The sequence below is a fragment of the Ruegeria sp. ANG-R genome, assembly GCF_000813985.1.
Taxonomy (GTDB): domain Bacteria; phylum Pseudomonadota; class Alphaproteobacteria; order Rhodobacterales; family Rhodobacteraceae; genus Ruegeria.
Map to the genome: position 1 here is coordinate 45946 of NZ_JWLJ01000004.1, position 14171 is coordinate 60116.

The 14171-nt window shown below is 57.4% G+C and carries 10 protein-coding genes; all 10 read right to left on the reverse strand.

The features are described 5' to 3' along the window. Positions 1-44 precede the first annotated feature (44 nt). Entirely contained in the window at positions 45-1307 is a 1263-nt protein-coding gene (locus RA27_RS12125) for a transporter substrate-binding domain-containing protein (protein WP_039539181.1), read from the reverse strand. A 23-nt stretch (positions 1308-1330) separates the two neighbouring features. Beyond that, entirely contained in the window at positions 1331-2110 is a 780-nt protein-coding gene (locus RA27_RS12130; protein ID WP_039539184.1) for a protein phosphatase 2C domain-containing protein, read from the reverse strand. Further along, positions 2110-3078, reverse strand: coding sequence for an FHA domain-containing protein (locus RA27_RS12135; RefSeq protein ID WP_039539187.1), 969 nt, complete (start codon positions 3076-3078; stop codon positions 2110-2112). The genes RA27_RS12130 and RA27_RS12135 overlap by 1 nt, the downstream gene beginning before the upstream one ends. A gap of 199 nt (positions 3079-3277) precedes the next feature. Then, on the reverse strand, positions 3278-5449 hold the full coding sequence (locus tag RA27_RS12140) for a protein kinase (RefSeq protein ID WP_039539191.1): 2172 nt from the start codon (positions 5447-5449) through the stop codon (positions 3278-3280). Positions 5450-5788: 339 nt separating this feature from the next. Continuing rightward, positions 5789-7078 carry a dynamin family protein gene (locus RA27_RS12145; protein ID WP_039539194.1) on the reverse strand — a complete coding sequence of 430 codons (1290 nt, stop codon included), beginning with the start codon at positions 7076-7078 and terminating at the stop codon, positions 5789-5791. After that, the gene (locus RA27_RS12150) at positions 7075-9117 is read right to left on the reverse strand and encodes a dynamin family protein (RefSeq protein WP_039539196.1); all 2043 of its coding nucleotides are present in this window, start codon (positions 9115-9117) and stop codon (positions 7075-7077) included. Before RA27_RS12150 ends, RA27_RS12145 begins: the two co-directional genes overlap by 4 nt. Positions 9118-9186: 69 nt before the next feature. Beyond that, the gene (locus RA27_RS12155; RefSeq protein ID WP_039539198.1) at positions 9187-10056 is read right to left on the reverse strand and encodes a hypothetical protein; all 870 of its coding nucleotides are present in this window, start codon (positions 10054-10056) and stop codon (positions 9187-9189) included. A 23-nt stretch (positions 10057-10079) separates the two neighbouring features. Then, complete coding sequence (locus RA27_RS12160) at positions 10080-10481, reverse strand: hypothetical protein (RefSeq protein WP_039539200.1); 402 nt, start codon at positions 10479-10481, stop codon at positions 10080-10082. 25 nt (positions 10482-10506) lie between these two features. Continuing rightward, entirely contained in the window at positions 10507-12162 is a 1656-nt protein-coding gene (locus RA27_RS12165) for a dynamin family protein (RefSeq protein WP_039539202.1), read from the reverse strand. Between the two features lie 8 nt (positions 12163-12170). Beyond that, positions 12171-14171 (reverse strand): dynamin family protein, encoded by a 2001-nt coding sequence (locus RA27_RS12170; RefSeq protein ID WP_039539204.1) that lies wholly within the window; start codon positions 14169-14171, stop codon positions 12171-12173.

The window sequence follows — 14171 nt, forward strand, 5'->3', positions numbered from 1 at the left end:
GTCCACTTCCTCCAGACTTAATTTTAGTCAGGCCAATTGGGGCCTTAGCCATTTTCCATTTGATAACGCAGAGCGGTCGACACGATGTCACGCCACTCGCCCGATTGCTGCATGATCGCCAGACCCTGGTTGAGCGTCTCAAGGATCGCTTCCCCATCCGGATTATCTTTGTGGGTCATGACGTTAAGCGACTTGATTGCCGCCAGGTTGGGGTTCTCGATGATCTGATGTTCATATCCGAGACGCTCGATCGCCTCGACAGCCAGGTGGGCCTCGATGGCAACGATGTCGGCAGAGCCATCCATGACCGCATGAAAGCAGTCATCCGGCGAAACCGGGCGCATCAGGGTAATTGCAGGCTCGTAAAGTCCGACCGCATCCATATGCGACAGTGACCACCCTTCGGGCCGGCAAATCGTTGTGCCCGCGAAATCCGAGTAGGTCAGCGTCTGTTCGTATCCGGACCCGCTTTTTGCAAAGAATGTGTCCACAACTTCGTAGAACGGGTTCGAGAAGTTATAGGTTTCGCAACGTGCCCGGTCCTTTTCGGACAGGGCCTCGGCGGCTTCGCAATTGGGACGTGACCATGGGAATGTGGCATCAAAGGCCAGGGTCGGCATCAGCAAATCCAGATGCGAAGACCAGTCGTTGACGAACTGGATCTTGTAGGACTGCTCGGGCGCGGCCCGCAGCATCGCGGTTTCGACAAGATTGGTGTAGAGCCCGCGATTTGGCAGCGCTTCGTCGGTAAACGGGGCGTAGTCACCACCCGTGATCAGCAAGATCTGGCGGTCCCGAATTTCAGGGCGTTCGCCGCCATCCGCATTGCGGATCAATGCAGCCCCTTCGGCACGTGCGGCTTCGATTTCTTTCTCGGCCTCTGCTCTGGCTGCGATCACCGCATCCTCGCTGGCCTTTTTGGCTTCGGCTTCTGCAGCAGCGACGCGCGCTTCGGCCTCGGCGATGGCCTTTTCGGCACGTTCTTCGGCGGCTTTGACCAGTTCAGATGCCATTTCAGCAGCCATACGGCCGGCTTCTGTGTCCGGCAGCTGCGCAGTCCGCCCGACATCTTCCAAGCAGGGGAAAGTCAGAACATCACCGACGCGGATGATGTTGGGGTTCGATCCGATAGTATCCCGGTTTGCATCATAGATGATCCGGTAATCTTCGGTCGCGTAGACCGCAATTGCCAGTTCCCGCAGGCTGTCGCCACGCTGGATTTCATAGGTAGAACAGGCCTCTTGCGCCGAGGCCGCCCCTGTTGCGGCCGCAAGAGCGAGGCTGGATATGATAAGATGGTTTCTCATTTGGTCCTGTTTCACTGCCTTGTTTATGTCTGTGCCGGTTTGACCACGGCGATCGAAATGTTGTCCTGATCCGGGTTTGCCTTGGCGTGCAACGCTTGAAGAAGGGCATCGGCAATGTCGCGGGCCGGGGATTGAATATGCGTACGCAGCAACGCTTCAATCTCGGCATTGCTGAGATACTGCAGGCCATCACTCCCAAGGATCAGAATGTCCCCCGCGATCAGAGCCAGTGGATATTCTGGGCAATCCACTTTGGGAATCTCTGCACCCATGATGACTGAAGTCAGCTGGTTGCGATCCGGATGAGCCTGCGCCTCTTCCGCACTCAGCAGACCCTGCGCCATCTGCGCGTCAATCATCGGGGCCATCGAGTGATCCTCGTTGATTTGCGACAGTGCGCCATCACGAAACAGGTACAGCGGGCTGTCACCTATCGAGATCCAGAACACCCGATGATCCAGCATCAGAATGCCCAGCAGGGTAGAGCCCAGATTGACCCTGTTTTCCTGGCTGTGTCTGGCCATCGCAGCGTTGGCCTGCATTGCGGCCACCGGCAGAGCGTCGAGCAGAGCGCTCTCGGCAAGGTCGGCCCCATCCAACTGGGCATCCATTGCATCGCGCCAGGCTGAGATGACCACTTGCGATGCGACATCACCCGCGTCGTGGCCACCCATACCGTCAGCGATGACGACATATCCCGCGTTTGCCGTGTCAGAGACCCGTGCGGCAATCGCGTCTTCCTGCGAGTCGCGCTGACCCTGGTCCAGAATCAGGGCAATATCATATGCAGGAGTCGCCAGCATTAATCGGCATCCCGCCAGTCAAAACCTTCATCGCAGAAGGCCATGAAACGGATCGAGGTTTCGCTGATGCGGATCAGGTCGCCATTGGTCAGGGCAATGGTGCTGAGCACGGGTTTGCCGTTCAGACGCACGAGGTTGGCCTTGCCGCCGTGGCCCAGATAGCACTTTCTGTCCTCAGGGTCATAGGCGATAACGGCGTGATTGCTGCGCGATATCCCGGTATCGCCGAAATCCAGCTGAATGGCCTGATCGTCGTTCCGCCCGATCTGCATCAGCCCTTCGGTCAACGTAACACAGGCGCCCCGGCCCGGACCGGCGGTGACGACCAGCCAGCCAACAGGGAACGTCTGTTGCGCAGAATCCGTTTTGGCAGCGGGCTCGGCGGTTTCCATCAGTTCCTGAACGTGCGTATCCGCCCGTTCGAAACCCAGGAAAGTGGTCTTCACGCGCGAGCGTCGATCCTCTGCAGGCGCGGGTGCCACAACCGCAGGTTCCGGGAGTTCATCAACGGGCGCTGGCTCTGGTTCTGGCGCAGGCTCTGCAACGATTTCCGGCTCGGTCGGCGCTTCGGAAACCTCTTCTGGTTCTGTGGCTGCGATTTCTGCGACCACAGCGGGTATCTCTTCTTCTTCGACTGCGTCCTCAGCGTTCAGGTGGAGCGTGACAATCTGTTCGTCCTGCTGATCTTCTTCGGCTTCTGGTGCTTCGGACACTTCTTCTTCAACGCTCTGATCGTCGGCGAACTCCGGCATGGGTTCTTCGGGGATCAGTTCGTCTGCTTCCTCGTAGCTGTCCGAGCTTACGTTGCCGCCCGCAAGCGCGGCGCGCAGCGCGTTGAAATCGGCGATTGGTTCGGGTTTTTCATTTTCAGCCGTTTCTTCGACAGCCGCGGTTTCTACTGCGTCTTCTTCCTTTGGTTTGCCAGCACCTTCGAGAAGCCGGCTAAGAGGGCTTTTATATTTGAACATGGTGTCGACACCTTCTTTGATTTCTGGCGCGGGGCTCCTCCCGCGGGACTGCTACAAACCACTGCGCAAACGGCGTAGGGCACTAATGAAGACGAAACAGAGGAACTTTTACTTCGCGACGGGCCGGTTCCCGACGGGGTGACGATATTGGCGGCACCCCCAGCGCACATACTGGCGATTGTCACATGAACCGGTACGATTACTCCTGCGTTAGCTGCATAACCGCAGTGCTTTCAGCTCCGTTGCGCAGAATACTCAGGCGCGCCTCGGGTTGGTTTTCTGAAACGAGCTGGGCGAGGATGTCGTCCATGCTCTCGGGTTCGTTGATCGCTGTGCCGGTCTTGACCTCGCGCAGCAGCACATCGCCTTTCCGCAAACCGCCTGCGGTTTCTTGCGGGGTGGATGCGACAACGGTCTGCCATCCGGTCGCACCGGCGTGATGCACATTGAATGTGTAGCCGTTTTGCAGGCCAAAGCTGCGGTATGCGGGCAGGGCCAGCAGTCCATTCTGGGCGCGTGTCTGTCCCTGAGAGCGATAGCGGGCCGCTACACGGATGTATCCATCAGGGTCGACGGTAAAATCATCCAGCACCTGCGATGCGAGTGTCGCATCCGACCGAATGGGTTCACTGTTCAGGGTAAAGATCGTCGTGCCGCGCTCGACCCAGTCGCCAATCACCGACTTGTCCTGATCCGCGTTAATGCCGTTGATCGCAATAACGTTGCCGGTCGAACTGCGACGCTTGGACATTGTGAAGGGGATTTCAACATCCCAATGTCCAAAAGCCACCTGGTTTTCGGCCAGATTCACCGGCGTTGCGGGTGCATTGGAGGCGATTTCGCTCGCTTCAGCCGGTTTCGCCGTCTCAGGTTCGGCCGCCGCAACAGCATCTGGTTGCGGCTCTGGCGTGACGGTTGTCTCCGGCGTCGCTTCTGCCTGCTCGACAGGTTGTTCTTGCGCCGCTTCTGGTTCTGATGCCAAAGCAGCTTCGGCCTGTTGCGGCTCTGTTAAAGCTTCGGCGGTCTGCTCGACCGGTTCAGGCGCAGCATCTGCAGGCGCCGGAGTAGTCGGAGCCTGTGCGATTGCCGGGGTTGCCTCGGGCGTCGACTGATCGCCCGTCATCATGAAGTATCCGCCGCCGGCCAATGCCGCCAACACAACCACGACGCCAGCAATCATCTTGCCACCGCCACCCGAGTCGCTTTTCACGACAGTGTCGACTGCGGTCATTGCCTCGTCCTGAGGTGAGAACTTAGCAAGGTTGTCTTCGGATTTTTCTTCGTTTCCAAGGGCCAGATCAGAATTCCCGGCCAACAGAGCGGTAACAACGGCCTCAGCGTTTTCGCTTTCTGCTTTGATCCGTTCCTTTTCCGCCTGCTCGTCCTTGCGGTCCATGCCAACGATGACCGAGACCGGGCGATACGCGAAGCTATCGAACATCACGCCGGGGCCACGGAACATGCGCAACCAATCCAGCGCTGTTTGCAGGCGGTCGGTCGCATGTACTTCCATCGCCTTGTCAATCGCTTCAAGGAACCCGTCCGGATACCCTTTGAAGCGTCCTGCCAGTGGCGTGTATGGATCGGGTTGGTCGTTGTTGAATGCGTTCAAACGCGTCTGACCGTCGATCGGACGCTCTCCGCTGATCGCATGATAAAGCGTTGCCGCCAGAACATACAGGTCGCTGCTGGGCCCCTGATCTGCACCGCGCACATAGAACTCGTGCGGAGAGTAGCCGTCCTTGATCACCCGCAGTGTCAGCAACGCCGCCGACTTGTTCGCCGCCTGTTCCCTGGCCGCTCCAAAGTCGATCAGGATGGGCTCGCCATTCTCATCAATCAGGATATTGTCGGGCGAAATGTCACGATGCAGCATCCCGCTTTGGTGGATGAACGACACAGCCGAAAGCATCTTTTCGGTGACCTGAACAATAAAGTCTGGCCCGCTTTCGTTGTCGGGGTTTTCGACATAATCCAGCAGATCGCAGCCCCGGATGAGGTCCATCGCGATATAAGCGGTGTTATTGTCTTCGAACACCTGATGCACGTCGACAATGTTCGGGTGAACCAGTCGAGCGTGGTTGCGCGCTTCCTGAATAAACAGGTCGATAATCGCACGCAGGTCATCTTTGTGATCCGGATTGGCGGCCTCGACCAAATCGCCATTCCGCTGACAAAGCGCGCCCGGATAGCATTCCTTGATGACGACATCACGATCCAGACTATCGCGTGCAAGATAGGTAATCCCAAACCCGCCATTGCTGAGAAAGCGGATAATTTCATACTGACCGCGCAGCAGTTTTGCGCCTGGCCGCAATCCTTCGATCTGAGGTTCGTCGTGCGTTGCACCGACAGCCTGGTTGTGGCTCATTTCTTCCCGCCCATTCTACTCGTTTTTGCGGTATCGATAACCAGGGCATCAGCCCGCGAACTCACAACCAAACACAACCGCAGGACACTTGAGACGGTTAGACGTTTCAAATTTGACTTTATTGGGGCCGCCTGATGGCTTCACTATGGATCAACAAAACGGGAATCGCATATATAGATGGTTCGCTTTACCCGAATACCATATATTGTAATCTAGGGATCAGCTAATTGGATTCTATATCGCTGAATTTCACGCTTGGTCCACGAAATCGAAACAATAGCGGAGTGATTCCGATCCTTTCGAATCGCTGCATTGCGGCTCTATTAATGCGGGAAAATCCTACGTGCCGGTTTTGGTGGGCGCTGATGCAACCGTGCTACCGGCCCATGCCAGGTTATCGCTGAGCTGTGCGAGGATGCTTATCGCATCCTTCAGCGGCGCATCACCGCTTTCAAATTGCAACAGCAGCAGCAGGTCTGTAGCCTTTTCGAACTCAGCCGGAATCCAATCCGCTTCGGGATCGATTTCGGCCCCCGATTCCAGCCTTTCGGCAAAATCCTCGACGATTTCCTGACAGCTTTGTAGAAAGGCGGCTGGTTCGATATCCGAGCTTTCACGCAGGTCGTTGTAAATGCTGGCGATGGCCGCAAGCCAATCCTCAAGGATTGGATTGTCCAGCGGGGGCAGGGCGGTTTCAAGGCTCGCTTGAACGGCTCTGCCACCGGCTTCGGCGTCGCTCATCGGCGTAGCGCCGGTAAGTTCTTCGAGGTAGGGAAGAAATTCCTCAGCCAGATCCTTTTGTGCGGCTTCAAGATCGTGCCGACGGTGATCGGATGCGACGCTCAACACCTGTTCTGCCAGATTTTGCCCGCCGCAGGTTTCCCACAGATCAAAGTCGGGTTCGGGTTCCTGCTCCATGGCTCGGACGGCAACCGGCGTTCCGATAGGCACGACCGCGCGGAACAGATCGCCCTTTTCCTTGTTCAAACGGGCCACGACCCGATCCAGAGAATCCCGCACCGGGGGCAAATCGGTGTGGGTTACGGCCAACAAACTGTTATCGCGCAGCTTTTGTGGAACCTGCGACCACAGGTGGCGCTCGGTCTCGCGCCAGGCGTTGGTGCCGTTGGTGCACCAGATCGCGCAATCCACATAGTCCAACAAACCCAAGGTTTGCTTATATGTGTCATCCAGCGCACCGGCACCGGGCAGATCAAAAAGCGATATCTCTTGCAGGGCAGGGGTGTTCAGCCCGACCGAAATGAAATCCGGATTGTCAGCCGCCGCCTTTTCCAGCGCAATTCCCGAATACACCTTGGGTTCCTTGTTCCACCAGCCCACCGTGGTCTCAGGAACATCTGCATACGCAACGATGACCAGTGGCAGTTTCAGATGCTGTGGTCCGGTGGGCAGGATGTCGGCCCCGGCAAGCATGTTGGCAAGACTGGATTTTCCGGCGCCAAACTCCCCGGCAAAACCGATCGAGACTGCGTTCGAAAGCCGCTCGGCATGGACCAGCGCACGGGCGCGCATGTCATCCAACTCTGCCGAAGAGGGTGCGTTTTCGGTGGCGCTCAGGAAACGCTCCAACTGGCGCACTTCCTTCTCGGTTCCGGGGAATTCAATCATTCTGCGGCCTCTGCCTGTCGAGTGTCCACGGGAGCGGTACCATGGACCGCACCCAGTTCATCGCTGATGCGCTGCGCCCCGTCAACCGCACGTTGCGCCTCAGCGCGTGCATTGGTGCCATCAGAGCCGGCGCGGTGTTCCAGATGCCCTGCCAGCAGCGCCAGATAGTGATCCAGAACGGTTTTCATCCGTTCGATCAGATCGCTTCGTGCAGTATCTACCAGATCGTCACCGATCATCTCAAATTCCTGCACGATCATCTTTTCTGCGCGGTTCAGAACGCTGCGACGGGAAATCAGCCGCGACAGCCACGTTACGCGCAGTTCAACCGTAATGCCACGTGTCAGCGCACTTGTATCCGGGCGGAACCAGCGCACGGCACTGGTATTCATGCGGTTGTCCACTGGCTCCTGCCAGCCGGGCAGGGCGCGCAGAGCGGCGTTGCTTTGCATGTCGATGGCATAAAGCTCGCTGAGCATACGTTGGCGCACCACCTGGGTTGCACCCTGAACCAGTTCGCGCATCCGCTCGCGCAGCGGCGTAAAGTTCAACTCAGTATCCCCATCTTTGGCCAGCAAAGGAGATTGCCCATCGGGGCCACGTACGACAATCGAAACGGCTTCGGACACTGTGTCGTCCATCACACCCCGTAGATTGGCCAGAACATCGTCCATGTCATTGGTGATGGCCTCGGATTTCCCGGCAATCAGAGCACGCAATTCTGTAAGCGTCTTGTTGTTTTCTTCCACATCGGCCGTGTCAGGCCCGTTCTGTTCCTCAATCGCCCGGAGCCGCGCCGTGCTGCGTTCAAGCTCGCCCTGAGCAAAGCTGTTGAGATGCTGCCATGCCATATTGAGCTGTTCCTGACGTGGGCCATCTGACAGCGCTTTGGTGACGTGGCGGCGCAGGTCAGGCAAACCCGAAGCGATCATCGCGGCAAAGCGCAATACGCCCTCGCGGCTGATGGGGCCGGGGCCTTGCTTGATTTCTTCGACGCCATCCAGATATTGCTTCATCTGTTCGGGATGGGCGCGTAGCCACGCCAGAACCTGGTCATGATCGATGCCGGTTTCATCACCCGTCAGAGCGTAGTGCGCCCATTGGGCACTGCCCATCAAAACATCAATATCCGAGTTTCCAAGTGCTTGGTTAAGACCGTCCAACACATCGGCACGCACTTTAGAGGCATCTTCGGCACCGCCTCCCAGTTCGTCCACGCGGTTGATAAAGACCACGATCTGGCCAAGTTCCAGCGCCTGCATCAGGCGGAACAGCTTCAGGTCCGCACGCGACAGCGCCTGATGGGCGGACAGCACTACGACAAAGAAGTCAGATTCCTTGAGGTATTGGCGCGAGATTTCTTCGCGGATCAACAGCGGGTCATTGACGCCCGGTGTGTCGGTTACGGTGATCGGATACGGGAAATGGCCGATGTCGAAATAGACCTCGGCCTTGCGGGTGATGTCGCTGTACAGCCCCCGGTCCGAACCGGGGTCATACTGATCTTCGTCTGTCGGATCATCCCCCGCACAGACATAACGTGCCAGATCATCCGAAGTCAGTTCGTCCAGATCATGATGCTCGCCCAGCAGGTGTTTATAGCTTTCGCCCAAGCGCAGCTTGGCGCGGGTTTTCATGGCTTCGACCTGCTCTTCGATCATTTCGCGCTTATAGCTGTCCTCCTCATCGGGGAACATATTGCGCAACTCTTCACCTTCGGCGATCAGGGCCTGCCATTGGCGATTGTCAAAGAAGTGAAACTCGGCGCCCGAAGTCCGGCCGGACGGATGGCCGAAATGCATATCGGTGATCACGGTCGTCCAGGGGTTTACATCCGAGGGTAGATATTCCGCCTGCCCGGTGAAGCCGTTGATCAAGCGCGATTTCCCAGCCTTGATCTGGCCCACGAAAGCGATCGAAGGCTTGAGGTTCGACAAGTCGTCAACAATGCGCGAGATGAAGTGACGCGTTTCGTCATTGCTCATCCCGTTCATGTCTTCTGCGATGCGAATAAGCTCGCGGCGGTTTAATTCACTCATAAGATTTACCCTGGTAACTCGTATTTTGATTTAACTTTATAAAGTGGACAATATTTGGCAGGAACGCGGTTATTCAGCGGCGCTTTTCAAGGCTTTCCATAGATTAACAACAGCGCCCAGCTTACGGGCGTCATGAACGGCGGCGGCGGTTTCCTGACCATCGCGCAGAATGGCGATGCCCGCACCCTGGCCTCCTGCCGGACGCATTACGATCAGCTGTGGCTGCGACAAGGCATCGGCTCCGTCCGCTTCCCACCCCGCCAGATCCCGGGTGAAACGGGTCAGCAGATCCTTTTCCGGATGTGCCGGCTGATCAGGTGCACAAAGACCATCGAATTGCGCGTCTTCAACCGTTGCGCCAATCAAAACACGACCCAGCGCAAACCGATTGGCGCCCTCAAAAAATTGTCCGGCAATACCACCCGTTCCTTGCAGAGTGGCTGCGGGTTGGGGTTGGGGTTCGGGTTCCGGGTCATGGTCCGGAACGATGGACATGCGCGGTTCTTCGGGTAGTTCGATCCGGGCACAAGCCGTTTCAACCTCTGAAAAGGTGATCCCCACATCATCGGCCTCAAGCGTCGTATCCGGGCGCAACGAAACCAGTTCCAGCGGGCCGGGTGCCGCTGCGATGTCAGATACCAGTTGAGCCAACCGCTCTGTCAGAGTCTCACGCGTTTCAGTTTCGAAGTCTGGTACGGGACCTGAAATGCAGCGGAATACATCCGTTATCCGAGAACTGTTAACCTCGATCGCCAATGTCGCGCCATCAGCGGCGGTGAATTCCAGCCGCCGCGGCAGAATCGTCCCCCGGATCGCTCCCAGAACCTCGTCCCGACGTGCACGTGACGTATCGCCAGACAGATATATTGCCGGAGACAGCCGCGCGACTGAGGACCGCCCGATGCCTTCGAGCATATCCAGAATTTCACTATCCATCATGCCGTGACCCCCTCTGGTCCCGTCTAAACCGCAGCCGCCACCGGTTCGAGGCTGAGATGTGATTTCGTAAGCGCAAGCCCGACATTTGCACTGTCGCGACAGATGTAGCACACCACGTGGTCAGGATATTCCCGTGTCCTGAGAAAGATATGCAAACGATCATTCGAGAACACCGCGATTTCCCCAAATCCAGAGTGTTCTGACTCGTCAATTTCTGCGGCGCGCAACAGCTCTTCGAAGCCTTTCATCCCGCGCCCCTGAAACAGGTTCGCGACCGCAAGCGCAAGGTTTTCCATCGCGTCGGCACTGCCCTGATCTGATGCATCGACGCCGAGCAACATGCCGGTTTCCATATCGACATACCCGGCTGCGATGCAGTCGGGTATGGTTTCTATTGCCGAAGCCAAAGCGGATTCTATCGACATCTAGACGTTCACCTCAGGAATAATCCTAAACTGCATGCCATTCTGCCCCGCCGTTCTTACCGGCCTCTGGCAGCGCACGCAGCATCTCTTCGTTTCTTTTGGCGTCATGTTCCAGCGCGATCTGGTCGAACTCGGACAGGAATGCCGCAAAAGCGCTTTTCAGACCTTTCGCATCATCGGGCAGGTTTTGGCGTGCCACGATTTCACCCCACATCGCCAACGCGCTCAACGGTGACTCAGCGGGTGCATTCCTTGGGGTGGCTGGCTGCTTTTCGGCATCATCAATGCCGATGTCGCCGGTGGACCCTTCGCCCTTCATGGACACCACACTGCTTGGTGCCAGTGAGTTTGATTCCGGTTCCGGCTCGTATTCGTCGGCAGAAGTCTCGGACTGCTCAGACAGCAAGGCCGTGATCGAAGAGACCGACACTTCGATGTCCGAAGTATCCACTGCGCCCGTCGATGGTGCCGGATTACGTTCCGATGCTTCGGTGGAAGCCGATCCTTCCTGCTCGGGGCTCAGGACAATCAGCTCTGCGTCATCCTGATCCTCATCTTCATCGTCCATGAAGTCAAATTCATCCACGTCGGTGGCCGGATTTGCCAGGATATTCAGATCAAGCGGGTCTTCTGGCTGGTCCGAGAACAGAGCGCGCAGATCTTCCTCAGCCGGTTCGGCCTCGGTCGCCATCTCGGCGCGCAAACGTTCGGCTTCCTCCGCATCGATCCGCGCGTGCTCGGTATCATCGGTACGTCGTTCCACGCGGGCAGGGCGTACCGGGAAGCTCGTAACGACTTCGCTCTCGGCTACAGATCCGTCATCTTCCAGCGGCGCGACAAGCTTCAGCGGCGCATCGCCGGAACTTTTTTCCGGCCGCGACGGCTGCACTTTGGGTGCGTCGGACAGCGATTTGTCAATCTGATACCGGGCCAGCATATCGGCACGGCTATCCATGATCTGCTCGGTTATCTCAAGAAAGCTGTCGACCATCTTGCCACCACCGCTGCGCGACCAGAGTTCGGCATCACCCGTTTTATCGCGGGCCATGATGGCATCGCGCGCTGAGAACAGGATTGTGCGATTGAACAGATGGCCCGCTTCACGGTTCACACGGCGTAAGACTTTTTGCCGGTCTTTCTGACCCAAAGCGTCCGCGCGCGTGATCAGCAGAAGTGACTTGTGCTGCAGGCGTTCAGGTAACGCCACCCATGTTGCGCGCTCGGTTTCCCGCCAGGCCTGGGTCGAGTGTGTGCACCACAATACGCCATTGGCCTGACCGACCGCGCGCTGCCAGACATCGGTCGAAATCTTGGGGTCCGAGATGCCGGGCGTATCGATCAGATCGACCGCCTCAAGAATGTCGGCTTCAAGGAAGATACGAATGAACTGTGCGTCGTTGACGCCGACCTGCTCGAGTTCGTCCAGTTCGATATTCTCAGTACTGCCATCGTGACGTTTGACATAAGCTGGGCGTTTGCCCCAGCTAAACCAGATCGGCGGCAGCTGAGTTGCCGTAACCTGTGTCGGCAGTGCCTGCTTGCGCAGCAGGAAGTTCATCAATGTCGATTTGCCTGCACTGAATTCCCCCATAAGCGCAAAAACGGGTTTGCGGCGGGACCACTGCTCGATGCGGTTCCAGGCCTTGGGAGAGACGAAGCGGGTTTGTGATTCTTTTACCATAACTCTTCTTATGCTGCTTCGTTGCTAAGGTCTTTCAGGATGTCCCCCAGAATGTCATCACGCGACTTCTGCGGCTTCTGCTCGGTCATCTGCGCTGCGGCTTTGTCCGGGGAATGCGATATGCTGAGCAGCGTATCTTTTTGTTCGGCCATGAAGTCGGTCAGCGTCGCCCGCACGTTTTCCAGGACCGCTGCGATCTGGTTCTCCTCAATGTCCTTGGTGATCGAATTCGCCTCGGACGCGATCAGGCGCGTATAATCTGCGGCGTAGGCTTCGAACCCTTTGCGGCGTTGCCACCAGCGACGCCACCATGTGCTTTGCAGGTCGAGCGCAATTGTTCGACCAATCCCTAATGGCGGGGGTACGCGTGGCACGATCGGTGCCTCGATGTTGAATTCACCCAGATGGTTGCCCAACAGCTTCTGGTAAAGCGCTTCGACATCTGCAGCTGCCGCCGAATAAAGCGCACCCGCATCCTTGCGCATAGAGCGTGCGAAGCTGAAATAGGCCGCCTTCTGCAAGGTTCGCAGTCCGGCCGGATCGTATTGCCATGTTCCCTGTTCACCATTCTGTTCGAGATGCGAGATCAGTGAATCCGTCGCGCGTTTGACAAAGTTCGCCTCGGCAGAGGCCAGTCGTTCCAGTACCTTATCGCGCAGTTTCGTAGTCAGTTCCGAGGCTTTCTTTTCGTACTCGGCCGAGACCTTTGCGATGGCTTCTTCCGGCGATGCGCCATCCAGGTCCCGAACGATCCCGTCTGAGTTTGACAGCGTCTTGGCCACGGCTGTCGCCCGAATCTGGCTGGCAATGTTACGAGCCCGATGGCGGACGCGATCCAGAAGACGGGTGCCCGCGCCTTCTGCGATGCGTTCATTCATGGCGAGCAGAAGATCGGGAAGGCCCGAAAGCGCCCAGATCTTATCCAGCGACGCCGCCTGATCGCCAAATCCGGCGGCCAGATAGAAGGTGTTCAGCGCCTCACGCGATTCCTCGGTCAGAATGTCCGGGTTTCCGGTTAAAGCTGCCTCGGCCCACAAGGCGCTGCCGAAGACAACGCTGGTGCTGGTGTCAATGTTGTTCTGTTTCAGGGTGTCCTGAATACGGTCGCGTATTTCGGGCACCTGGGTGACCGGGTCCGACAGCTCATCAATCCGATTCACGAACAGGATGATCTGGCGATTCTCGAACTGAGCGATAATGCGCATCAGCGCCATATCCATAGTGGTAAGTGCCTGGCTGGCTGCCAAAACGACCACACACACCTCCGAGCCACGCAGACTGCGCAAGGTGATCTGCTCACGAACCATGAATGTATCGTTCACACCCGGTGTGTCGCAAAGCTTCAGCGAAATCGGATACTGCGGGATATCCATATACAACTCTGCCGATTTGGTTACATCGGCAAAGCGCCCCGTCTTGGGATCGATATCCGGGTCGTCCTCATCCCCGAGGCAGACATAGCGCTGGATCAGTTCGTCGTCGAAATAGTCGTATTGATGGCTTTGCCCGAGAATCAGATCGAAGTGCTTGCCCAGACGTTCCTCGGACTTGGCCTTCATTTCTCCTATCTGACGACGGATATCATCCATTTCGTCATCGGCACCCGCCCGGTTGGCCAACTCGCCCAGACGACCGCCGCCAACCATCAGGTTGTCCCATTCCTCCTGTTCGAAGAAAGTGAACTTGGACTTGGTATCGCCTTCGGTCCGGGTGTTAATGTTCAGCGTTGTCACCACCGAGGTCCAGGGGTTTACATCAGACGGCAACAGGTTTGGCCGCCCGGCCAACAGGTTCACGATTGATGATTTTCCCGCCTTCACCTGCCCCACCATTGTAACGCTGGCGGTGAAGTTTTCCATTTTGGTCTTGAGCGTCGCGAGCCGCGCGGACGAGCGCGCATCCGCCACCTCTGTCAGTTGGTCGATCTGCGTCGTCAGCGAGGTCATTGCCTCTGTCATCTCGGACAGGGCTTCGTTCCCCACGGACAGAAGGTGGTCGTTACGCGCCAT